This is a genomic window from Burkholderia sp. Bp8986 (assembly GCF_003854225.1).
Taxonomy (GTDB): Bacteria; Pseudomonadota; Gammaproteobacteria; order Burkholderiales; family Burkholderiaceae; genus Burkholderia.
In genome coordinates this window covers 26,988-48,543 of record NZ_QTQM01000021.1, presented here as the reverse complement: position 1 = coordinate 48,543, position 21,556 = coordinate 26,988, and the positions used below count along the sequence as shown (strand labels likewise).

Here is a 21,556-nt window from a genome sequence, read left to right as displayed (position 1 = left end):
CGTTTTTGCCGAAGGGAAGCAGATCATGACCGAACAGGAAGCCGAACAGCTCGCCACGCATCGTCACTACAAGGGCGGGCTGTATCGCTACATTGGCGTCGCCCGTCATTCCGAAACCGAGGAGTCGGTGGTCGTGTACGAGCATCTGTGGCCGCATGCGCGCGGCTTGTGGGTGCGGCCGGAAGCGATGTTCAACGAGAACCTGCCGGACGGCACGCCGCGTTTTCGCAAGCTGCGCGACTGAACTGAGCACGCCCGCCGATCGCACGACGAGCGGTGCCGGCGCCCGGCCTAGCCGGCGGCGCCCGGCGTGTCGCGCGGCGCGGACTCCCGGTGCATCGCCAGCGCGAAGAAGCGCCGGATTTCGTCCATCAACTCCGCACGCGCCGATGCGAAATCGAAGGCGCGCCGGTTGTCGTGCGCGAAGCGCCGGCGCCACTCGTCCGCCGCATGCCGTGCTTCGCGTGCGCGCAGGTCGTCGAGTTCGGGCGTGCGCAGTGCGTGGTCGGCAATCAGCGTCACGCCGTCGCGGCTGACTTCCAGCAGGCCACCCGCGACGAGCAGCCGGCGGTGCTCGCCGCCCGGTGCGGCAACGAGCGTCACGACGCCGGGCCGCAGCCGCGTGAGCAGCGGCGCGTGATGCGGGTAGATGCCCAGCTCGCCGCTTTCCCCGGGCACGACGACGAAATGTGCGTCGCCCGAATACAGCACGTCTTCCACGCTGAGGATGTCGAGCTTCATCGACGTCGGCATGCGTGCCTCCTTCAGACCGCCGCCGCGCCGGCGACGATCTCGCACAGCTCGGTGGTGATCTGCGCCTGGCGCGTCTTCTGGTACAGGTGCCGCAGCTCGCGCAGCACGCGATCGGCGTTCTCCGTCGCGGTCTGCATGCTGAACATCCGCGCGCACTGCTCGCACGCGTAATTCTCGACGACGGCCTGGTAGAGCGTCGCCTCGACGTAGCGCAGCAGCAAGGTATCCACGGCCGGTTTCGGCGCGGGCTCGTACAGATAGTCGGATGTCGCGGTGTCGCCGGGCGGCGTGCCGGTGTCGAGGCCGGTGAGCGGCAGCACCGCGTCGATGCGCGGCGAATACGCGAGCGGGCTCGTCAACCGGTTGTACGCGATGTGCAGTTCGTCCAGTTCGCCGTTGACGAACGCGGTGAGCGGCACGAGCAGCGCGCCGAGCAGCTGCTCGAAGTGCGGCGAGGCGGCGAGGCCGCTCGCGCGGGCGGTGATGGTCGCGCCGTGGCGCATCAGCGGCGCAATGCCGCGTGCTCCGATCACGCTGAGTTCGCACGCGACGCCGGCGCGGTTCCAGCGTTCGAGCGCATCCACGCATTCGACCAGCAGCCGCGTATTGAGCGGGCCGCACAGCCCGCGATCGGTGCTGACGACGATCAGGCCGACGCGGCGCACGGGCGTGCGTCTCGCCATCAGCGCGGAGACGTGGCCGGACCGGTCGCGCAGCACGCGCTCGGCCATCTCCCGGATGCGCGCCGCATAGGGCCTGAAATCGCGCGCCCGCCGCTGCGCGCCCGCCATCTTGGTGCGAGCCATCATTTCCATCGCCTTCGTGATCTTGCGCGTGGACGAGGTACTGCTGATCTTCGAGCGGATTTCGCGGATGTGCATGTGAGGCGGGGAGGCAGGTCGCCCGGTGTCGCCGGTGCGCTGTGGCGACGCGATGTCGGCCGCGAGGCCGGCAGCGAGGTCGGCGGATATCGCGCCGCGGCCATCGAACTGTCATCGCGCGATTTCATGCTATCGGGATTTCACCTGAAACGATTGACGACGATCAAGCGATCGCTTCCGGTTACGGACCAGAATGGTTTCGCCGATCGTCGCACCGGGCGTTCGATGACCGATTGCCGTCTGCATCGGAAGATCGTTGCGAACGCATCGAAGGACGCAAACGTCATGCATACGACACGGTCGTGCGCGTGACGTGCGATTCGCCGCGGGTGCAGCGCGGACGATCGTCGCGCAGCCCGCGTACGGCTTTTTCCCTTCACGTTCCCAGTAGCCAGGAATTCGATGAATTCAATGAATTCGAGCGATACCGATACCGTCCCGCCTTCCGCGACGTCCGCCAGCGCGCCGGCGTTGCCGATCTTCTGGCCGATGGCCGCCGCCGCCGCGATGGTCCGGCTCGGCTCGGCACTCACCGCGCGCAACCTGCGTTTCGTCGCGGAAGAGGAGAGGCTGCATTGCGAGCCGCATCCGGCGCTGGCGTCGCCGAACCGCGCGCTGCTGGAACTGCGCACGATGACGTTCCGCGATTATTCGGTCGCGCCGGCGCACGGGCTGCCGACGATCGTCGAAGCGCCGTATGCGGGGCACAGGGCGATGATCGCCGACTATCAGCCGGGGCAGAGCCTGATGCAGACGCTGCGCGAGCACGGCGTGACGCGCGTGTACCTGACCGACTGGCGCTCGGCGACCGAAGACATGCGGGACCTCGAGATCGACCAGTACCTGGCCGAGCTGAACGTCTGCGTCGACGAGCTCGGCGGGCGCGTGAATCTCGTCGGTCTGTGCCAGGGCGGGTGGATGTCCGCGATGTATGCGGCGCGCTTTCCGCACAAGGTCGCGAGCCTCGTGCTCGCGGGCGCGCCGATCGACACGGATGCGGGCGACGGTCCGATCAAGCAGATGGCGCACACCTATCCGACGTCGTTCTACGAGGAACTGGTGACGATGGGCGGCGGCCTGATGCGCGGGCGTTTCATGCTGCGCGGCTGGAAGAACATGCATCCCGACCAGCACTATCTCGCCGAGCACGTCGACCTGTACGAGCACCTCGACGATGCAGACTACCTGCGCAAGCGCGAAGCATTCGCGAACTGGTACGAAAGTCCGATCGACCTGCCGGGGCGCTGGTATCTGCAGGCGATCGTGCAGATCTTCAAGGAGAACCGGCTCGCGAAGGGCACGTTCGTCGCGCTCGGGCGGATGCTCGACCTGAAGGCGATCACGTGCCCCGTTTATCTGCTTGCCGGCGCGGCCGACGACATCACGACGCAGGAGCAGGTGTTCGCCGCGCAGGACCTGGTGGGAACGCCCGCCTCGCAGGTGACGCGCCAGCTCGTGCCGGGCGGGCATATCGGGCTGTTCATGGGATCGCGCACGCTGAAGGACGTGTGGCCGGGCATTGCCCGCTGGATTGCCGCGAAGCGGTAGCGGTTGCAGCGGAGGCCCACCGCGCGGTGGGCATGCGCGGCAGCGACTCGATGCGTCGGCGCGTCGATGGGTCGATGCGGCAGTGCGTCGATACGGCAACGGTGCCGGCGCGCATGCATGCGGCGGGCGAGCGGTCGCGCCGCCGCGGCAGATCAGCCGCCGAGCAGTGCGTCCGCGAGCGCTGTCGGCGCGTGCCCGACCGTGACTTCCGGCGTGCCATGCCACGCCGCCAGCCGTTTCACGGCCTTCGCGACGTCGGCCGCGAGCCCCGTGCCGAACCGCACGCCCGGCTCGATATGCACCGTCTTCAACTCGAACGTGCCGAGCGCGCGATGCGCTTTCGCGTCGACGCGCCCGATCAGTCGGCCGCGATGCAGCACCGGCAGGCAGAAGTAGCCGTAGCGCCGCTTGTGCGCGGGCGTATAGCACTCGATCGTGTAGTCGAACCCGAACAGCGTCGAGGCGCGCCGCCGGTCCCATACCACCGGATCGAACGGCGACAGCAGCGTCGTGACCGTCGAGCGCAGCGTGTCTGCCGCGGCGGCCGGCAGCAGCGCGTCGAGCGAGCGATGCACGTAGGCCGGCTCCTTCCAGTCGGCGACCTCCACCGGGATCAGCTCGCCCGCTTCCGCGAGCCGCTCGAGTTCCGCGCGGTACGAACGGCGCGGCAGCCGGTAGTAATCGGCCACCCAGTCCGCGCGCACGATCCCGAGTGCGCGACACGTGTAGTCGAGCAGCGAGGGCAGCACCGCGTCGCGCGGCGGCAGGTCGCGCGCATCGTCCCAGTCGGGCAGCACGCGTTCGCGCACGTCGTAGATGCGCTGGAAATTGCGGCGCTCGGACACCATCAGGTGGCCGGTCGTGAACAGCACTTCCAGGTGTTTTTTCTCGGGCTTGCGGTCCCACCATCCGTTGCCTTTCACCCCGTCTTCCCGGATGAAATCGGCGGACCGCACGGGGCCTTCGTCGCGAATCCGCGCGAGCAGCCGCTCGATCTCGGCGCGGTTCTGCGCGTGCCAGTCGGCCGCGTATTTCCAGCCCATCCCTGACGGATCGAGCATCTTGTAGCGCATCAGCCCGAATTGCTCGACCGGCAGGAAGCACGCTTCGTGCGACCAGTATTCGAACAGGCGCGCCTCGGCGAGATGCTCGTCGAGCCACTGCGGGGCGAAGTCGCCGAGACGGCTGAACAGCACGAGATACGGACTGCGCGCGACGACATGAATCGTATCGATCTGTAACTGCGCCATCCGGCGGATCGTGTCGAGCACGTCGGCCTTGGTGGCCTTGCGGCGGGGCGGGGTCAGCAGGCCCTGCGCGGCGAGATGCAGCGCGCGGGCGGCGGCGGGCGAGAGCGTGAGCATCGGAGCGGCGGCTGAAGGTGGCGGTCGGGCACCACTTTATCGCGAAAGCGGCGCACGTGTGCGACGCGCGCACGCGCCGCGTCTGACAATGCTTGACAGATGCGCGGCGCGACTTTCCCTATAGTGCAGTCATGGCGCGACGAAATGTGCGCGCAACGATTCGGCTTCCGACGCACATATGTCCATGGCACGCAGGAAGCAGATCCGGGATTCTCAACCCCCAACGAGAGACCCGGAGCCCTGAGCGGACATCCATGCGGCTGTGCACCGGCCCCGTGTGGATGTCCGCTGATTTTTTTGTTGTTTCGCTTTTCCGCCGCCAGCCTTTTCCCGCCAGCCAGCCCGTTCATTGCCGCTTGCCGCGCGCGACCTCGTCGCCGGCGCCGGGCGGCAGCCGCCGCGTGATCGGAATCGATGCGAACGAACACAGCCCGACCACGACGAACGCGGGCCAGAAATCCGACCACACCATCGTCTGATGCCCCTGCAGCCAGTGCGACAGGTGCAGCACGAGGCCGGCGACCGTCACGCCGAGCCCGAGCGACATCTGCTGCACGACACTGCCGAGGCTCGTCGCGCGGCCTGCATCGGCCTGCGAAATATCCGCGTAGATCATCGAATTCAGGCTCGTGAACTGCAGTGCGGGGAAGATCCCGCCGACCAGCACGATCATCCAGATCGCCCAGGTCGCCATGCCCGGATGGAACACGCCGTAAGCGGCGATCGCGAGCCCGGCGAACGCGGCGTTGTAGATCAGCACCGTGCGAAAGCCGAAGCGGCGCAACGTATGGGTGGCCGTCGAGCGGCTCACCGCGCCGCCGAGTGCCGATGCGCAGGTGATCAGCCCGGAGTGGAACGCGCTCATGCCGAGGCCTTCCTGCAGCGCGAGCGGCAGCAGGAACGGCACGGCGCCGAGGCCGATGCGGAACAGCGACCCGCCGACCACGCTCGCGTGGTAAGTCGGGATCTTCAGGAAACTGAGGTCGAGCACGGGGCGCGCCTTGCGGCGCGCGTACGGCACGTAGAGCGCGAGCATCGCCGCGCCGGCCGCGCACATCAGGAGCGCGTTGCCGCGCGACGTGAGCGCGCCGTCGATCAGCGTGAGCCCCATCAGCAGCAGCGCGGCGCCGCTCGCCGACAGCAGGAAGCCGAACCAGTCGAGCGGGCCGGGATCGGCCTCGTGCGTGTTCGCGATGTGCTTGCTCGCGAGGTAGATCCCGTAGATGCCGATCGGCACGTTGATGAAGAAGATCATCCGCCAGTGCAGGTAGGTCGTGATGAAGCCGCCGACGAGCGGCCCGACCGTCGGCCCGAACAGCGCGGGAATCGCGAGGTAGTTCATCGCGCGCACGAGATCGGAGCGCGGCACCGCGCGGAAGATGATGATCCGGCCGACCGGCACCATCATCGCGCCGCCGACGCCCTGCACGAAGCGCGCGAACGTGAGCACGCCGAGGGAATTGGAGGCCGCGCACATCAGCGAGCCGGCGACGAAGATGCCGATCGCGGTGCGGAACACGGAGCGCGCGCTGAAGCGGTCGGCAAGCCATCCGCAGATCGGGATGAAGACGCCGAGGCCGACCACGTAGGCCGTGATCGCAATGTTCAGTGTGACGGGATTGTGCCCGAAGTCCCTCGCCATCGCGGGCAGGGCGGTGACGATGATGTTCGCGTCGACGCTTTCCATGAACAACGCACAGGCAACGATGAGCGGTGCTAGAAAGACGGGCGACATGGGCAGGGCGCGCGGTAAAGACGCCATTATGCCCACAATGTGGTCGTTGCGTCACGCGAGACAACGCTCGTTCCGCATGTTGCAACAGTCGTTCCTGTTAGCGCGCGTGGAAGAAGAGATGACCGCGCTGCCGGTGCGGTCCATGACATGACATATGACGCGCGCCCGCGGGGGCCGCCGCGAAACTTGCGTGCGATGCGCGTTTCGTGCGACAGTCGGAACTCATCCGCGGATGACAACGACGCGCATCGATCGACGGCCATCGAGACGAGCGCACGCGCGAACGAGACCCCTGCCGAACCATTCATCATCGAAAGGAGGGGACACGTCATGACGTCACGTCGCGCCGCATCGACCGCATCGCATCCTGCCTCGCATCCATCCGTGCCCGCGCCGCGTCTGCGCTGGGCCGCCGTGCTCGCCGTCGCTTACCTCGCGGTCGCCGGCTGCGCCGCGCAGGCCGACAGTGCGAACCAGGCCGCGATGCAGGCGGCCAGCCAGTCCGCCGCGCCCGCCACGGCGCCGGCTTCCGGCACGCTGCTGCCGCCGCCGAGCCAGCTCTACGGCGACTTGTTCGCCGCGGTGCAGACGGCGCAACTCTATCCCGACCAGAAGACCTTCGTCGACGCGACGCCCAACGCCGATCCGGCGACGATCGTACAGTTGTATCAGCAACAGAAGTCGCAGCCGGGCTTCTCGCTGAAGGCGTTCGTCGACCAGCACTTCACGCCGCCGCCGGAAGGCGGGGTCACGCCGCCCGCGAACCAGACGCTGCGCCAGCACATCGACTGGCTGTGGCCGCAGCTCACGCGAACCAGCACGACGGTGCCGCCGTACAGTTCGCTGATCGCGTTGCCGAAGCCGTATGTGGTGCCGGGCGGCCGCTTCCGCGAAGGCTACTACTGGGATACCTATTTCACGATGCTCGGGCTGCAGGTGTCGGGGCGCGAGGATCTCGTCGACGACATGCTCGACAACTTCGCATACCTGATCGACACGATCGGCCACATCCCGAACGGCAACCGCACGTACTACGCGAGCCGCTCGCAGCCGCCGTTCTTCGCGTACATGGTCACGCTCGCCGCGCAGGCCGAGGGCGACAAGGTCTACCAGAAATACCTGCCGGCGCTGCGCAAGGAGCATGCGTACTGGATGCAGGGCGAAACGACGACGCCGCGCGGGCAGGCCGCGCGCAACGTGGTCGCGATGCCGGACGGTGCGGTGCTGAACCGCTACTGGGACGCGAGCGACACGCCGCGCGACGAGTCGTATCTCGAGGACGTGACGACCGCGAAGGCCGTGCCGGATCGCCCCGCGAACGAGGTGTACCGCGACCTGCGTGCGGGTGCCGAGAGCGGCTGGGACTACAGTTCGCGCTGGTTCGGCGACGGCCGGACGCTCGCGACGATCCGCACGACGGCGATCGTGCCGGTCGACCTGAACAGCCTGATGTTCCATCTCGAGACGACGATCGTGAAGGGCTGCGCGGTCACGCGCGACTTCGCGTGTGTCGCGGATTTCTCCGGACGGGCGGCGCGGCGCGCGGCCGCGATCAACCACTATCTGTGGAACCGTCGCGGCTATTACGGCGACTACGACTGGCAGTTGCGCAAGCCGCGCGACGGCGTGACGGCGGCCGCGCTGTATCCGCTGTTCGCGGGCGTCGCGTGGCCCGAGCGTGCGAAGGCGACCGCGCGCGAGGTGCGCAAGACGCTGCTGCAGCCGGGCGGCCTCGCGACGACGACCGCGAACACGGGCCAGCAGTGGGACGCGCCGAACGGCTGGGCGCCGCTGCAGTGGATCGCGATCGACGGGCTGCGCCGCTACGGCGAGCCGGCGCTCGCGAAGGACATCGGCACGCGCTTTCTGACCGACGTGAAGCATGTGTATGCAACCGAAGGCAAGCTCGTCGAGAAGTACGTGGTCGAAGGGGCTGGCGCGGGCGGCGGCGGGGGCGGCGAATATCCGCTGCAGGACGGCTTCGGCTGGACCAACGGCGTCACGCTGAAGCTGCTCGGGCTGTATGGCGAGTGACAGGCCGCGTGCGTTGCATGCACGCACCTGAGCGAGCACGGGCCGGATCGCCGCGCGCGCGGCAGTCCGGTCCGCGCCGCATGCGCGGGTGTCAGAACGTGATCGTCGTGCGCACGCCGACCACCGTTTCGTCGCCGATGCGCGCGCCGGCCGCGTTCGGGTCCGGAATGCCGCCGCCCGGCCGGAAGAAGTGCTGCAGGTCGGCCTGCACCTGCCACCACGGTGCGACCTGGTACTGGTAGGTCGCCTCGATCACCGTTTCCGCGCGCCGCACCGGATAGCCGGGCGTCGTGAACCTGCCGGTGTCGCCGTCGAGCGCACGCGCATGCGAGCCGATCTTCACGTAGCCGACCGCGATGCCGGCCGTATCGTCGTCACGGCCCTTGAACGGCGCCTTGAGCGTCACGCCCGCATTCGCCGCGAAATCGACGACGTTGCGATCGCCCGGCGCACCCATCACGCGCGCGAACACGCCGACCGAGCGCGGGCTGTCCGCCGACGGCCGCCATACCATCTGATCCGCGACCGCATAGAAACCGTAGTTACCGCGATGCGTGGCGGGGATCCCGTTGCTGGCCGGATCCGCGAGCGACAGCCCGTCGGTGCCGACGCGCGGATCGTTCGCGTGCTGCGACTGATACCAGAAGCCGAGCTTGTACGTGCCGGGCAGGCCGGCCGGTTGCGGTGCCTTCGGGTCGGCGGGCGGCGCGTTCAGCGCGTACTGGAGTTCGCCGATCACGAACGCGCCGCTGCGCAGGTTGAAGTTGGTGCCGTGCGCGTTCAGCACCTGCGCGTCGCCGTCGCTGCGGCCGGCCGGATTGCCGTCGAACACGCCGACCATCGCGGTCCACGCGTCGGCCGGCTTCACGCGCAGCCGCACGCCGAGCGACGACAGCGGATAGGCAGCGCCGCCGGCCGGCAGGTCGGTCGCCGGAAGCACGGGCCAGCCGAACGTCGCGTTCATGAACGTCGCCGCGTACTGGCTGACCATGAATTCCTGGTCGACGCTTTGCTGGCCGATCTTCACGTCGGCCTTGCCGGCGAGGAACGCCTGCTGGTACCAGAGCTCCCACAGCCGCGTGGTCGAATTCGCCTCGATGCCGGTCGCGGTCTGCAGCGTCTGCAAATAGCGCTGCGTGAGGTTGGTGCCGTGGATCTGCAACCCGGACACGTTGAACGTGCCGCCCGGCAGGCCGATCGCCTTCTCCGTATCGACGTTGAAGCCGAATTGCGTGAGGCCTTGGTAGGCACCGCCGCGCTGCGTGCCGCCCGCGGCGTTGTACAGGTACTCGCTGGTTTCCTGCAGGTTCAGCGTGACGCCGTGATCGCCGAGCACGTCGCGCAGGCCGCCCATGTTGCCGAGCAGGTTCGACCGTTCCCAGAAACCGGTGGGGGCGGGCGCGGCGGCATCGGCGGCCGGTGCGGGGGCGGCGGCAGTGTCGCTGGCTCCGGCGGCCGGTGACGACGATTGCGCGAACGCAGGCGCGACCGCGAGCGACAGCAACAGCGCGGCGAGCGCGTCGAGGCGCGCTGTGCGCGGCGCGGATGCGAAGCGATTTTTCATGCGGGCTCCATGATTCGAGTGATTGGTTTGGCTGAAGCAGTGAAAACGTGAAGCGATGGCGCAGGTGCGGGCGGCGGCGCGCGGGCATGCTGCGCGTTGCGCGCGCGACCCGTTACGGCAGCCAGCCGCCGATCCGCCATACCTGCGTGAAGCCGAGGCGCGACGCGGTCGCACAGAGCAGCGCGACGAGCGCGACGGCGGCCGCCATCGCGCCGGCCAGCACGCAGTCGAGCGGGCGCGGTGCCGCCGGCAGGTGCGCGAGCGCGCTGCCGCGCCAGTTGCCGAACGTGTGGGCGAGCGGTGCAAGGGCCGAAGCGAACGAGCGGTCGGACACGACACGCGCGAGTTGCCTGAGTCTGCCCATGAGCGATTGAAACGACATGACGTGCCTCCGTCCGGTCCGGCGCCTGCCGGACGACGTGATCGAGCACGGGTGCATGACGCGACCGGCGCTCGGCGGTTGGAACGTAACGGAGCGTGCGACACGGACAATCCGGCGATGCCGGCCCGGGAGGAAGCGCGCTAACCCGACGATTGCGAGCTAGCGGCGAAAGACATGCGCCTGGCTGCTATCTCGCGATGGCTTGGCCGGCCTGGACCGGCATCGAACTGCAACTGGAGCATGCGTCCACGAAGGGACTCCCTTGATGAATTGGGGCGGATTGTAGTCGCGAGTTTTGCTGCGGTGCAAGCAAAAAAGGCGGCGACGTTGCGCATTTCGCACCGCGTGCGCCGCCCCACCGGGGCCGGTCGATGCCCGCTGCGACCGCCCGCCGGCGGCGCGCGGCGACTGTTGCTCGCACGCATCGGCGGCGCGTGCGCGCCGAGGCGCTGAAAGGTTGCGGCGCGTCATTTGGGGCGCGAATCTTTCAGTCCGCATGAACCCGAAAAAATATTCCGTCAAGCCTGTTCCAAAGGGTTGACTTCCGTTTCGGCCGGTCCATAGAATCCGCCATCTTCACTCTTGGGGCCGCCGCCTTGGACGCCTGCAGTAGTCGATCTTCGAACGAAGTTTCCGCCTGAGCGACCGACGTCCGCGCCTCATCGAAGCCGCCGTTTGTCCCCCAGGCAAACGGTGCGCGCAGCAGTATTTCGCAGTAACCCCCTCGTGCACCCTGATTCGCGCCGGTTAGCGTGATGCGTTTGCGCATGCGCCATCCGGTTTCGCCGCCGCCCGGCGCGCGGCCGCGTTCGCGCATGCGTTTCGCATGCACCCGAACGGCGGCCCGCGCGCCGGGCGGCGGCCAACCGTGTTCTCCGGAACACCGCACAGGAGCCGCCATGAACGACAGTGACAGTTGTCCCTTATGCCCGTTGCACCAACAGACCCTTTTGAACCCGGGTCGCAGGGACATGCCGGCCGACTAGCCTGACACGTCGTTCAGGCCCCGGACTGGCCCCGCACCCACCACGCGGCCGGCATGCATGCCGTTGCCGCCAGGAGCCAGACCATGAACTTCGGCCTTCTGCTGTCGAATCTTCCGCAAGTCACGCGATCGCATCCGCACTACGACGCGATGCCGATGCTCGACGCCCGTCCGCGGGTGTTTTCCCGGTTGTTCAACCGGTTGAAATCGCTGCTTCGCTGAACTGAAACACCGAGCGCGTCTCGGCATGCGCGCGCGGGCCCCGGGCCTGTTACGCGCGCGTATTCCAAGACCACACGCTTGACCGAAAAAAACCAGCCGTACGGAATTCATCATGTCCACGCCATCCAACGTCTCTCCACCGATCGCCGTCGAACGCAGTGCCGTGCTCGACGAAGCCCACCTGGGCGACATCCGCGGCGCGCTCGGCACCATCGCGCATCACGACACCGCCGCGCGCGGCACGTGGTGGGCGCGCCTGCGCACGCTGCTCGCGATCATCGGCCCCGGCCTCATCGTGATGGTCGGCGACAACGATGCGGGCGCCTTCGGCACCTATACGCAGGCCGGCCAGAACTACGGGACGACGCTGCTGTGGACGCTGCTGCTGCTCGTGCCGGTGCTGTACGTGAACCAGGAAATGGTGCTGCGCCTCGGCGCGGTCACGGGCGTCGGCCATGCGCGCCTGATCTTCGAGCGCTTCGGCAAGTTCTGGGGCGCGTTCAGCGTGATCGACCTGTTCCTGCTCAACGCGCTGACGATCGTCACCGAGTTCATCGGCATCACGTTCGTGCTGGCTTTCTTCGGGCTCCCGAAGATCGCGGGCGTGTGCGTGGCGGCCGCGCTGACGATGGCGGCCGTGAGTACCGGCGACTTCAGGCGCTTCGAGCGGTTCGCGATCGTGCTGTGCGTGCTGAGCCTGCTGCTCGTGCCGGTGCTCGTGTCGATCCACCCGCCGGTGGCGCAGATGTCGCGCGACTTCTTCGTGCCGAACTGGCCCACGCACGCGAAGCTGTCCGACGTGATGCTGCTCGTGATCGGCATCGTCGGCACGACGGTCGCGCCGTGGCAGCTGTTCTTCCAGCAGAGCTACGTGATCGACAAGCGCATCACGCCGCGCTTCATGAAGTACGAGAAGGTCGATCTGTGGATCGGCATCGCGTTCGTGCTGATCGGCGCGGTCGCGATGATCGGCTTCAGCGCGGCGCTGTTCGGCGGCCATTCGGAGGCGGGCAACTTCAGCGACGCGGGCGGCGTGATCGCGGGCCTCGAGAAGTATGCGGGCCGCACCAGCGCGACGCTGTTCGCGGTCGCGCTGCTCGACGCGTGCATCATCGGCGCGGCGGCGGTGTCGCTGTCGACCGCGTACGCGATCGGCGACGTGTTCAAGATCCGTCATTCGCTGCATCGCGGCGTGTCCGATGCGAAGGGCTTCTATCTCGTCTACTTCGGGATCGTCGCGGCCGCTGCCGCGCTCGTGCTGATCCCGGGCAGCCCGCTCGGCCTGCTGACCGAAGCGGTGCAGACGCTCGCGGGCGTGCTGCTGCCGAGCGCGACGGTGTTCCTGCTCGTGCTGTGCAACGATCGCCAGGTGCTCGGCCCGTGGGTCAACTCGACGAAGCTCAACATCTTCACGGGCGCGGTGATCTGGGTGCTCGTGCTGCTGTCGATCATCCTGACCGCGTCGGTGATGTATCCGGACATCAGCGGCGAAGCGATCATCGACGTGCTGGTCGGCGGCACCGTGCTCGCGATCACCGGCTATCTCGCGACGGTGCTGATCCGCCGCAACAAGCGCGTCGTCGAGCCGGGCATCGATCGCGCGCTGCGCGCCACCTGGCGCATGCCGCCGCTCGACACGCTCGAACCGCAGAACATGACGGTCGCGACGCGCGTCTGGATGGCCGTGCTGCGCGGCTATCTGGTGATCGCGGTCGGTCTCGTGATCGTCAAGGTCGTGCAGATGACGCTGCTGAAGTAACGCCGTTCGGCGTCATCTCCTGGTGTGCGCACATGCCGGCCCGCGAGGCCGGCATGTGCGTTTACGCGGGCAAAGCGCGCGCGTCAGATCAGCTCGAGCTTCGACGTCAGGTACGTGAGCTGGATCCGGTTCGCGACGCCGAAGCGCTTGCGCAGCTTGCGCAGGTGATAGTCGACGTTGTGCGCGCTGGTGTCGAGGCGCCGGCCGATCTCCTTGTCCGACGCGCCTTCCGCGATGCCCAGCAGCAGTTCCTGCTCGAACGGCGTGAGCCCGTTCACGGCGCGTTCGCGCGACGTCGCGATCAGTTGCGGCGACGCGAACTTGTGCACCGACAGCCCGATCGACAGCGCCTGCTCGATCGTCGCCGGCGTGATCCATTCGCGCGTGCGGCGCGGCGCGGTGAAGCTCATGAACGCGTGCAGCCGCGTGCCGGGCACGGCCATCGAATACATGATGCCGCTGCACATGCCGTCGTCCTGCATCGTCTGCAGGAAACCGTCGAGCGCGGCCGGGCTCACGCACGGGCCGCCGTCGCGCGCGCGGTGTTCGCGGCGCAGCTGCTGCAGGTCCCACACGATCGGCATGTTGCACACGCGCGCGTCGAGCGTGCGCGGATCGATGTCGTGATGGTTGTGCCGGACGTAGTCGCCGCGATAAGTGGGCGGCGTGAACGCCTCGTGCAGGTAGAGACTTTCGACACGCTCCCGCGAGAATTCGAGCGCGAAATACGCGAACGTCGAGAAGCCCGTCAGGTGCAGCAGGCTGGTGACGATCCGGTTGCGTTCGGCGGTGCTCTGCGCGTGCGCGAGCGTATCGGCGACGCCGAGCTTCGGCGCGTGCGGCTGCGCGATGTCGTCGCGCTTGACGTCGTCGCACCAGACGACCTGCACCGGGCGCGCTCTCGACGCGTCGGCACAGGCGACCGTCCGCCGCGGCGGACGGGGCAAGGTTGGGGCGACCGCTTCTTCTTGCAATGCAATATCGGACATGAGCCATCCCTCGGAATCGACGCGCATCGCGCAGCGGCAGCCGTGTCGTGCACGGTGCCCGCGACGATGCGATCGAGCATCTTTATGATATGCGCCGATCGTCATCCAGACGAAACGCGGGGGCATTGTACAAAAATGCCTGTATGCGCGTAATATGCCGTAATACTAATTCGGGCGAAAGGTTCATATTCGCACCGGTATAGAGTCGACCAGAAAATCATAAAGAAAAGACCAAATCGTGACGGGGCAGGTTCACATATTGGGAAAGGGTGGGCTCCTCATGACATATGCTGACGACGCGCCACGCGTCGAGTGGTTCTCGCAAGCCGATATCGCGGCCGCTGCCGCTTATTCGAAAGAAATTCATGCAATCGAGCGCGACGTTTTTACCGGCATTCAAATCGCGCCCGGTAAATCCGACCTCGCTTCCGTCGATTTCTCCCAATGCCATGCGCGATTGCGGCAAATCGGTTTCAGCACGCTCGGCTACGGCGCCTACGAGATGATCGGGCGGCGCATCCTGTGCGCGCATCTGCTGCGCGACCTCGCGCCCGCGACGTTCATGCAGCCGTATATCGAGGGCATGCTCTACGAGAGCGACCCGCGTTTCGCGCAGGTGCGCAGCAGCGGCTTCCCGGTCGCGTGGCGGCTCGACGAGATCGAGTCGGCCGCGCAGGGCAGCGGCGACCGCAAGGTGCTCGCGCTGGCCGGCCATCTGCGCGCGCATGCAATGAACAGCGGCGTGATCTTCAGCCTGTCGGCGCCGCGGCTCGACCTGCGCGTTGCCGTGAACGTGACGTCGGAAGCCCACGGCACCGAATGGATCGACGATCGCGTGATCGGCGGCGCGCTCTCGGTGAGCCTCGCCGTGCATCGCGTCGCGCTGCCGTTTCTCGAGGCGCGCATCGCGCGCATGCGCGGCTTCGCGCTCGGCGACGAACAGCAGCAGGTGCTCGACCGGCTCGTGCACGGGCTGTCCGACCAGGAGATCGCGAGCGCGCTGCGCACGTCGCTGCACAAGGTCGGTCACCATATCCGCTCGCTCGAAAAACTCTTCAACGTGCAGAACCGCGCGCAGCTCGCGTATCTCGCCGCGCGCCGTCTGGAGTCCTGACCCTGTCTCCCCGCGCGGCGCCAGCCGCGCGATGGAAGCGGTTCCGGCGATGCGCGCGCGCAGGCGCCGCCGGGTTTCGTAGTCCGATCCGATCGTCACCGGAAAACGGCTGCGACGCTACGAGGCGCATCCCTTTTTACGCGGTTGCGCGTCGCTACACTCGTCCCATTCAACGGTCCGCGCGACGCGGGGCATGACGGCCCGCGCCCGCCGGCGACAACGACAGGACGACGGCACGATGGCAGAACCGAAGGCGCTCCCTCGCGACTGGCAGCGGATCTTTTCCGCCGGCCGCAGCGTGTCCGGGCGACGTCTCGGGGCATCGCCGCGCGCCGACCTGTTTCTCGCCGCGTTCATCGTGTCGGTGGTCGCGCTGTTCATCCTGCCGCTGCCGCAAGCCGCGCTCGACGGGATGATCTCGCTGAACCTCGCCGCGAGCGTCGTGCTGCTGACGGTGTCGACCTACGTGCCGTCGGCGGTCAGCTTCTCGTCGTTTCCCGCGCTGCTGCTGTTCACCACGCTGTTCCGGCTCGCGCTGAACATCGCGTCGTGCAAGCTGATCCTGCTGCACGCGAACGCGGGCCACGTGATCGACGCGTTCGGCCGGCTCGTGGTCGGCAACAACGTCGTGGTGGGCGGCGTGGTGTTCCTCGTGATCGCCGTCGTGCAGTTCATCGTGATCGCGAAGGGTTCGGAGCGGGTCGCCGAAGTCGGCGCGCGCTTCTCGCTCGACGCGATGCCGGGCAAGCAGATGAGCATCGACGCGGACCTGCGCGCGGGCATCATCAGCGCCGACGAAGCGCGCGAGCGCCGGGAGAAGCTCGAACAGGAATCGCAGATGCACGGCGCGATGGACGGCGCGATGAAATTCGTGAAGGGCGATGCGATCGCGGGCCTCGTGATCGCGTTCATCAACATCGTCGCGGGCATCGCGGTCGGCACGCTGATGCACGGGATGGATATCGGCGAGGCGCTGCAGCGCTACGCGATCCTGACGGTCGGCGACGGGATGGCGTCGCAGATCCCGTCGCTGCTGGTGTCGATCGCGGCGGGCATCGTGACGACGCGCGTCGCGACGCGCGACACGCGACAGCGCCAGCTCGGCGAACAGCTGGGCGAGCAGCTCGGCGCGCATCCGCGCGCGCTGCTGATCGCGGCGCTGGTGCTGGCCGGGTTCCTCGTCGTGCCCGGTTTTCCGAAATGGTCGTTCGCGCTGATCGCGCTCGGCCTCGGCGCGTTCGCCTTCACGCAGCTCAAGCGCAAGACGACCGCGCCGAGCTTCAACCTGATTCATATCGCGGGCCGCATCGGCGCGACCGACGACGGCCAGCCCGCGAAGGTGTCGCATGCGGCAGGCGTCACGTCGCTGATCGCGGTGTCGCTGTCGGACGACCTGCGCACGACGCTGAACCTCGCGCAGCTGCAGACCGCGCTGTCGAGCGCGAAGGCGCGCGTCGACGCGGACATCGGCACGGTGTTTCCACGCATCACGCTGAACGACGACGAAGGGGCGGCACCCGGCACGTACCGGATCTATCTGCAGGACGTGCTCGCCGCGCAGGGCGCGCTGAAGCCGGGCTGGCTGCTGTGGGACGGCGTCGCGCCGCTGCCGGAGCGCGCGGAGCGCCAGCCGGCCGAGGCGTTCGGCCCGTTCGCGACCGCGCTGTGGATCAAGCCCGACGGCGCGGCGCCGGACGGCAAGTGGCTGACGAGCGAAGGCGCGCTCGCCGCGCACGTCGAGCAGATCGTGCGCCAGCATGCGGACGAGCTGCTCGGTATCCAGGAAACGCAGGCGCTCGTGCACCTGGTGCGCCGCGAGCATCCGGAACTCGTCGGCGAACTGACGCGGCTCGTGCCGCTGCAGCGCGTGACCGAGGTGCTGCGCCGGCTGCTGGCCGAGCAGGTGCCGATCCGCAACCTGCGCGTGATTTTCGAAAGCCTGATCACGTGGGCGCCGAACGAGCCGGACGACGTGATCGCGCTGGTCGAGCTGGTGCGCGTCGACCTGCGCCGGATGATCACCGATCGCCATGCGGGCGCGACGCGGCAGCTGCGCGTCGTGCTGTTCGAGCAGAACCTGCAGGAGCGGATCGAGAACGCGGTGATGCGCACGAAGCAGGGCAATTTCCTCGCGCTGTCGAGCGCGATCAAGCAGGACATCGGCGAACAGGTGCGCGCGATCGTGCAGGCCGCGACGGCGGCGCAGCCAGCAGGCGCAGGCGGTCACGGCAACCCGCCGGGCGCCGCGCGGCTCGCGGTGATGGTCGCGCTCGGCGCGCGCCGCTACGTGAAGACGATTTTGCAGCCGGTGCTGCCGGAACTCGCGGTGCTGTCGTACCAGGAGGTCGAGGAGGACGTGCAGCTGCATACGGTCGGCTGGGTGAAGAACCCGCCCGACGACGGCACGCTCGGCGCGGGCGCCGGCGTGCGTGCGCCGGGAGTCGTGCAATGACGAGCTCGACGATCCTCGACCTGACCCGGCAGGCGCTGATGCTGGTGCTGCTGCTGTCGCTGCCGATCGTGCTGATCGCCACCGTCACTGGCCTCGTCGTCGCGATCCTGCAGGCCGTCACGCAGGTGCAGGACGCCAACCTCGGCATCGCGGTGCGGCTGATCGCCGTGATGGTCGCGCTCGTGCTGCTGTCGGGCTGGCTCGGCAGCGAGGTGCTGCGCTTCGCGCAGCAGGCGCTGGAACGCATGTTCGTTTCTTCCACAGGAGTGTCTTGATGCGTCGACGCGTCGCCCCGATCCGGTTTCAACCGCGCCGCCTGCAACGGGCCGCGCTCGCCATGTGCGCGACCGCGCTGCTCGCGGCGTCGCTGTGCGTGACGGTCGCGCAGCCGGCGCGCGCGGCGGACCTGCGCTGGCGCAACAAGCCGTTCACGATCGTCGCGAACGGCAAGAAGATCGGCGACTTCATTCGCGAGCTCGCATCGTCGCAGGGCGTGACGGCCGTGGTCGACCCGAAGGTCGACGGCGTGATCAGCGGCCGCTTCTCGGGCACGCCGCAGCAGACGCTCGACACGATCTGCTCGACCTACGGGCTCACGTGGTACTACGACGGCTCGTTCCTGTACGTCGACCCGGCCGACCAGTCGCAGACGCAGATGATCCCGATCCCGCCGAACGCGGCCGGCGAGATCGGCCGCGCGCTGCAGGCGATGCAGATTCCCGACAAGCGCTACACGCTCGTGATCAACGATCGCGCGAACAGCGTGTACGTGGCCGGCCCGCGTCGTTACGTGGAGCTCGTGCGGCAGGCGGTCGGCTCGGTCGGCGATCCGTCGGCGAACGGCGCGCATGCGGACATCCGCGCGTTCCGGCTCCGGTACGGCTGGGCGTCCGACTTCACGATCAACCGCTCGGGCAAGGAAGTGACGGTGCCGGGCGTCGCGACGATCCTGCACCGGCTGTTCGGCAAGGGCGGCGGCACGAGCGAACTGCCGTCGAGCACGCCGCTCGGGCAGGCCGCGCGCCAGGTGAAGCTCGGCTCGGGGCTGACGATCGCGGTGCCGCGGCTCGACTTCCCGGACATTGCCGGCGGCCCGCGCCAGGCCGGCTATGGCGGTGGCGACACCGCTGCCGGCGGCGTCTCGCCGTTCTCGATCGGCGGCGGTGGCGACACGCTGCCGCAGATCGTCGCCGATCCGGCGATCAACGCGGTGATCGTGCGCGACCTGCCGGAGAACATGTACCGCTACCAGTCGCTGATCAACCAGCTCGACGAGCGGCCGCGCATCGTCGAGATCAACGTGACGATCATCGACATCAACGAGGATTCGCTCGACAGTCTCGGGATCGACTGGCGCCTGCACACGACGCACGGCGACGTGCAGATCGGCAACGGCGCGAATCCGCTGAACGGCAACACGCAGTACAACGGCGCCGGCAATCCGCCGCTGACGTTCGGCGTCGGCGCGTCGGAGACGGGGCAGACCGGCACCTTCATGCCGACCGGCATCGCGCTGACCGCGTCGATCGGCGGCTCGCTGCGCAACTACCTGCTCACGCGCGTGAACGCGCTCGCGCAAAAGGGGCAGGCGCAGCTGCGCTCGAAGCCGAAGGTGCTCGCGCTCGACAACACCGAGGCCATTCTCGAGAACCTCACGCAGTTCTACGTGCAGGTGCAGGGCTACCAGGATTCGTCGCTGTACAGCGTGACGACCGGCACCAGCATCAAGGTGACGCCGATGATCGTCGACGAGGCGATCCGCAACGCGGCCGCCGTGTCCGGCAACCCGCAGAGCGTGATGATGTCGATCGACATCCAGGACGGCAACATCGTGCCGGGCCAGGCCGTGTCGAACGTGCCGGTGATCCAGCAGCGCAACATCGTCACCAAGACGATGATCGACGAAGGCAAGAGCCTCCTGATCGCGGGTTTCAACGACGACGAGGTGCGGCTGAACAAGAGCGGCGTGCCGTGGCTGTCGGACATCCCGCTGATCGGCAACCTGTTCAAGTACACCGACAAGTCGGGCAACCACATGGAGCGGTTCTACCTGCTGACGCCGCGCGTGGTGACGACCGCGTCGATGTACGCGCCGGACGGCTCGCCGGTGAACCCGGGCGCGGACGGGCCGGCCGGTTCGAACGGCACGTCGATGTATCGCCCGCCGGACAACGACATCGCGGTGCCGCTCACGCCCGCGCCACTGCCCGGCACCAAGTTCGGCCCGCCCGCGCTGCCGCCGCCGAAGGATTCGGCGGCGCAGCCGGTGGCGACGACCGCAGGAGCGTCCACCCATGTCGACGACCATCATTGACCCGCACGGCGACGGCGCATTGCATGGCGGCACGGCGGGCGCCGCGGCCGGAGCGCTCGCGTCGCCGTGGAACCTGTGCTTCCTCAGCGGGCCGATGTACGGCCGCACGATGTCGCTCGCGCGCGGCGCGAACTGGGTCGGCACCGCGGCCGACTGCGAAGTGATCCTGCCCGATCGCGAGATCGGCGCGAAACAGGTATGCCTGCAGGTCGGCGCGCTCGCGGTGACGGTGCAGAACCACGGCGGCGACGGCGGCGCGCCGGTGCTGTTCAACGACGCGCCGCTCGGCGCGGGCCGCCGCTCGATGACGCCGCAGGATGTCGTGACGGTCGGCTCGATCAAGCTCGGCATCGCGCGTCATGCGCAGGCGAGCGTCGCGGTGCCCGACGAGGCCGACGCGCCGGACGCCGCGCGCGAGGCCGCGTGGCTCGGCTGGCTCACCGGCGGGCTGCGCCGCCTCGGCAGCCGGCGGCTCGTGATCGCGGTCGTCGCGCTGTGGATCGGCGTGCTGCTCGGCGCGCTCGGTTACGGCTTCGTCGCATGGTCGGGGCGCCTGCCGTGGCAGCACGAGTCGGTGCTCGCGCGCACGCACCGGCTGCAGCAGCTGCTGCACGCGTATCCGGAGCTCGCCGTCGCGCCGCGCGACGACGGCGTGATCGTGTCGGGTTACGTGAGCGATCCGGCCGCGCGCGAGCGCGTCGCGCAGATCGTCGCGGGCGTCGACAACGCGGCGCTCGGCAACCTCTACGTGGTCAGCGATCTCGTCGCGACCGCGCAGACGTATTTCAGCGACACGGCGCTGACGGTCACCTATCTCGGCCGCGGCCGGATCGAATTGGCGGGGGCGGCCGAGCGCGCGCAGATCGAGCCGCGTATCCGCAACTACATGAAGGACGCGCGCCCGGCGCTCGAGGTGGTCGACCACGTGCGCGACGCCGATGCGGCCGCGCCGCGCACCGCGACGACGCTCGGCGGCGTCGCGGGCATTCCGGAGATCACGACGGTGTTCGCGGGCGACGGCGACCAGCGCTACATCGAGACGGCCGACGGCAGCCGCTATTTCGAAGGCGCGCGGCTGAAGGAAGGGCCGACCGTGGTGTCGATCGGCCCCGACGAAGTGGTGTTCGAACGCAACGGCCAGCGCATCACGATGCCGCTCGGCGGTCCGTCCGCGAGCGCGCCCGAGCGGGCATCGGCGCCGCCCGTGCCGCCGCTCGCGAGCGGCGCGGCGGCCGGCGTCGCACAGCCGGTGCCCGGACCGGCGTTGTTGCCGGATGCGCCGGCGGTACCGGCGGTTGCTGCGGCCGGCGCATCGAAGGCGGCGGCGCGTTAGCGCCGCGACAGGACTTGCGCATCGCGTGTCGCGCGGTGCGCGCATTACGCGACACGCCGCGCATGCGGCGCGTCACGTCGCCGGTGGGGCATGGGGCCGCCGCCGGAACAGGGAAGCAGTTCAATGA

General features: G+C 68.4%; 19 protein-coding genes. 11 read left to right on the top strand and 8 right to left on the bottom strand.

Going from position 1 to position 21,556, the window contains the following annotated elements; all coding sequences use genetic code 11:
• Nucleotides 1-25 precede the first annotated feature (25 nt).
• Complete coding sequence (locus tag DID99_RS19645) at nucleotides 26-244, top strand: DUF1653 domain-containing protein (RefSeq protein WP_006751720.1); 219 nt, start codon at nucleotides 26-28, stop codon at nucleotides 242-244.
• 47 nt (nucleotides 245-291) lie between these two features.
• On the opposite strand, the gene atpC is transcribed toward DID99_RS19645, so the two are convergent.
• Both atpC and atpG read right to left on the bottom strand, forming a co-directional pair.
• Complete coding sequence (gene atpC, locus DID99_RS19640) at nucleotides 292-753, bottom strand: ATP synthase F1 subunit epsilon (RefSeq protein WP_044847595.1); 462 nt, start codon at nucleotides 751-753, stop codon at nucleotides 292-294.
• Between the two features lie 11 nt (nucleotides 754-764).
• Nucleotides 765-1,634: an ATP synthase F1 subunit gamma gene (gene atpG, locus DID99_RS19635; RefSeq protein ID WP_124667338.1), complete on the bottom strand. Its 870-nt coding sequence runs from the start codon at nucleotides 1,632-1,634 to the stop codon at nucleotides 765-767.
• 489 nt (nucleotides 1,635-2,123) lie between these two features.
• Between atpG and DID99_RS19630 the strand changes: the two genes are divergently transcribed.
• The gene (locus DID99_RS19630; protein ID WP_409362704.1) at nucleotides 2,124-3,182 is read left to right on the top strand and encodes an alpha/beta fold hydrolase; all 1,059 of its coding nucleotides are present in this window, start codon (nucleotides 2,124-2,126) and stop codon (nucleotides 3,180-3,182) included.
• A 152-nt stretch (nucleotides 3,183-3,334) separates the two neighbouring features.
• Here the strand turns inward: DID99_RS19630 and DID99_RS19625 are convergent, their stop codons facing one another.
• Together DID99_RS19625 and DID99_RS19620 are read right to left on the bottom strand one after the other, a co-directional pair.
• Nucleotides 3,335-4,546: a winged helix-turn-helix domain-containing protein gene (locus tag DID99_RS19625; protein ID WP_124667337.1), complete on the bottom strand. Its 1,212-nt coding sequence runs from the start codon at nucleotides 4,544-4,546 to the stop codon at nucleotides 3,335-3,337.
• A 346-nt stretch (nucleotides 4,547-4,892) separates the two neighbouring features.
• Nucleotides 4,893-6,281 (bottom strand): MFS transporter, encoded by a 1,389-nt coding sequence (locus DID99_RS19620; RefSeq protein ID WP_124485360.1) that lies wholly within the window; start codon nucleotides 6,279-6,281, stop codon nucleotides 4,893-4,895.
• Here DID99_RS19620 and DID99_RS37330 point away from each other — a divergent pair.
• Together DID99_RS37330 and treA are read left to right on the top strand one after the other, a co-directional pair.
• Entirely contained in the window at nucleotides 6,232-6,432 is a 201-nt protein-coding gene (locus DID99_RS37330; RefSeq protein ID WP_185733791.1) for a hypothetical protein, read from the top strand. The two genes, DID99_RS19620 and DID99_RS37330, sit on opposite strands and share 50 nt — an antisense overlap.
• A gap of 179 nt (nucleotides 6,433-6,611) precedes the next feature.
• Nucleotides 6,612-8,315: an alpha,alpha-trehalase TreA gene (gene treA, locus DID99_RS19615; protein WP_124667336.1), complete on the top strand. Its 1,704-nt coding sequence runs from the start codon at nucleotides 6,612-6,614 to the stop codon at nucleotides 8,313-8,315.
• A gap of 91 nt (nucleotides 8,316-8,406) precedes the next feature.
• Here treA and DID99_RS19610 read toward each other — a convergent pair whose 3' ends face one another.
• The 3 genes from DID99_RS19610 to DID99_RS37325 all read right to left on the bottom strand — a co-directional run bounded on the left by DID99_RS19610 (nucleotide 8,407) and on the right by DID99_RS37325 (nucleotide 11,078).
• Nucleotides 8,407-9,879 (bottom strand): carbohydrate porin, encoded by a 1,473-nt coding sequence (locus DID99_RS19610; protein WP_124667335.1) that lies wholly within the window; start codon nucleotides 9,877-9,879, stop codon nucleotides 8,407-8,409.
• A 112-nt stretch (nucleotides 9,880-9,991) separates the two neighbouring features.
• The gene (locus DID99_RS19605) at nucleotides 9,992-10,261 is read right to left on the bottom strand and encodes a hypothetical protein (RefSeq protein ID WP_124667334.1); all 270 of its coding nucleotides are present in this window, start codon (nucleotides 10,259-10,261) and stop codon (nucleotides 9,992-9,994) included.
• Between the two features lie 487 nt (nucleotides 10,262-10,748).
• A complete protein-coding gene (locus tag DID99_RS37325; protein ID WP_185733790.1) occupies nucleotides 10,749-11,078 on the bottom strand; it encodes a hypothetical protein in 330 nt (109 codons plus the stop codon).
• A gap of 252 nt (nucleotides 11,079-11,330) precedes the next feature.
• Between DID99_RS37325 and DID99_RS37320 the strand changes: the two genes are divergently transcribed.
• Both DID99_RS37320 and DID99_RS19600 read left to right on the top strand, forming a co-directional pair.
• Nucleotides 11,331-11,468, top strand: coding sequence for a hypothetical protein (locus tag DID99_RS37320; protein WP_185500299.1), 138 nt, complete (start codon nucleotides 11,331-11,333; stop codon nucleotides 11,466-11,468).
• Nucleotides 11,469-11,580: 112 nt separating this feature from the next.
• The gene (locus DID99_RS19600) at nucleotides 11,581-13,227 is read left to right on the top strand and encodes an Nramp family divalent metal transporter (RefSeq protein ID WP_044847603.1); all 1,647 of its coding nucleotides are present in this window, start codon (nucleotides 11,581-11,583) and stop codon (nucleotides 13,225-13,227) included.
• A gap of 83 nt (nucleotides 13,228-13,310) precedes the next feature.
• Here DID99_RS19600 and DID99_RS19595 read toward each other — a convergent pair whose 3' ends face one another.
• A complete protein-coding gene (locus DID99_RS19595; protein WP_124667333.1) occupies nucleotides 13,311-14,216 on the bottom strand; it encodes a LuxR family transcriptional regulator in 906 nt (301 codons plus the stop codon).
• A gap of 280 nt (nucleotides 14,217-14,496) precedes the next feature.
• Between DID99_RS19595 and DID99_RS19590 the strand changes: the two genes are divergently transcribed.
• The 5 genes from DID99_RS19590 (at nucleotide 14,497) to sctD (ending at nucleotide 21,429) form a co-directional block, all read left to right on the top strand.
• Nucleotides 14,497-15,330, top strand: coding sequence for an autoinducer binding domain-containing protein (locus DID99_RS19590; protein WP_044847604.1), 834 nt, complete (start codon nucleotides 14,497-14,499; stop codon nucleotides 15,328-15,330).
• A 238-nt stretch (nucleotides 15,331-15,568) separates the two neighbouring features.
• Nucleotides 15,569-17,782, top strand: coding sequence for a type III secretion system export apparatus subunit SctV (gene sctV, locus DID99_RS19585; protein WP_124485366.1), 2,214 nt, complete (start codon nucleotides 15,569-15,571; stop codon nucleotides 17,780-17,782).
• A complete protein-coding gene (gene sctS / locus DID99_RS19580; protein WP_044847606.1) occupies nucleotides 17,779-18,057 on the top strand; it encodes a type III secretion system export apparatus subunit SctS in 279 nt (92 codons plus the stop codon). Before sctV ends, sctS begins: the two co-directional genes overlap by 4 nt.
• On the top strand, nucleotides 18,057-20,096 hold the full coding sequence (sctC, locus tag DID99_RS19575) for a type III secretion system outer membrane ring subunit SctC (RefSeq protein WP_124667332.1): 2,040 nt from the start codon (nucleotides 18,057-18,059) through the stop codon (nucleotides 20,094-20,096). The genes sctS and sctC overlap by 1 nt, the downstream gene beginning before the upstream one ends.
• Nucleotides 20,077-21,429 carry a type III secretion system inner membrane ring subunit SctD gene (sctD, locus tag DID99_RS19570; protein WP_124667331.1) on the top strand — a complete coding sequence of 451 codons (1,353 nt, stop codon included), beginning with the start codon at nucleotides 20,077-20,079 and terminating at the stop codon, nucleotides 21,427-21,429. The genes sctC and sctD overlap by 20 nt, the downstream gene beginning before the upstream one ends.
• The last annotated feature ends 127 nt before the right edge of the window (nucleotides 21,430-21,556 follow it).

Excerpts from the sequence above, each read along its gene's own strand:
- DID99_RS19645 (WP_006751720.1), top strand. The coding sequence starts at position 26 with ATGACCGAACAGGAAGCCGAACAGCTCGCCACGCATCGTCACTACAAG.
- atpC (WP_044847595.1), bottom strand. The coding sequence starts at position 753 with ATGCCGACGTCGATGAAGCTCGACATCCTCAGCGTGGAAGACGTGCTG.
- atpG (WP_124667338.1), bottom strand. The coding sequence starts at position 1,634 with ATGCACATCCGCGAAATCCGCTCGAAGATCAGCAGTACCTCGTCCACG.
- DID99_RS19630 (WP_409362704.1), top strand. The coding sequence starts at position 2,124 with ATGGCCGCCGCCGCCGCGATGGTCCGGCTCGGCTCGGCACTCACCGCG.
- DID99_RS19625 (WP_124667337.1), bottom strand. The coding sequence starts at position 4,546 with ATGCTCACGCTCTCGCCCGCCGCCGCCCGCGCGCTGCATCTCGCCGCG.
- DID99_RS37330 (WP_185733791.1), top strand. The coding sequence starts at position 6,232 with ATGAACAACGCACAGGCAACGATGAGCGGTGCTAGAAAGACGGGCGAC.
- DID99_RS19620 (WP_124485360.1), bottom strand. The coding sequence starts at position 6,281 with ATGTCGCCCGTCTTTCTAGCACCGCTCATCGTTGCCTGTGCGTTGTTC.
- treA (WP_124667336.1), top strand. The coding sequence starts at position 6,612 with ATGACGTCACGTCGCGCCGCATCGACCGCATCGCATCCTGCCTCGCAT.
- DID99_RS19610 (WP_124667335.1), bottom strand. The coding sequence starts at position 9,879 with ATGAAAAATCGCTTCGCATCCGCGCCGCGCACAGCGCGCCTCGACGCG.
- DID99_RS19605 (WP_124667334.1), bottom strand. The coding sequence starts at position 10,261 with ATGTCGTTTCAATCGCTCATGGGCAGACTCAGGCAACTCGCGCGTGTC.
- DID99_RS37325 (WP_185733790.1), bottom strand. The coding sequence starts at position 11,078 with ATGCGCGAACGCGGCCGCGCGCCGGGCGGCGGCGAAACCGGATGGCGC.
- DID99_RS37320 (WP_185500299.1), top strand. The coding sequence starts at position 11,331 with ATGAACTTCGGCCTTCTGCTGTCGAATCTTCCGCAAGTCACGCGATCG.
- DID99_RS19600 (WP_044847603.1), top strand. The coding sequence starts at position 11,581 with ATGTCCACGCCATCCAACGTCTCTCCACCGATCGCCGTCGAACGCAGT.
- DID99_RS19595 (WP_124667333.1), bottom strand. The coding sequence starts at position 14,216 with ATGTCCGATATTGCATTGCAAGAAGAAGCGGTCGCCCCAACCTTGCCC.
- DID99_RS19590 (WP_044847604.1), top strand. The coding sequence starts at position 14,497 with ATGACATATGCTGACGACGCGCCACGCGTCGAGTGGTTCTCGCAAGCC.
- sctV (WP_124485366.1), top strand. The coding sequence starts at position 15,569 with ATGGCAGAACCGAAGGCGCTCCCTCGCGACTGGCAGCGGATCTTTTCC.
- sctS (WP_044847606.1), top strand. The coding sequence starts at position 17,779 with ATGACGAGCTCGACGATCCTCGACCTGACCCGGCAGGCGCTGATGCTG.
- sctC (WP_124667332.1), top strand. The coding sequence starts at position 18,057 with ATGCGTCGACGCGTCGCCCCGATCCGGTTTCAACCGCGCCGCCTGCAA.
- sctD (WP_124667331.1), top strand. The coding sequence starts at position 20,077 with ATGTCGACGACCATCATTGACCCGCACGGCGACGGCGCATTGCATGGC.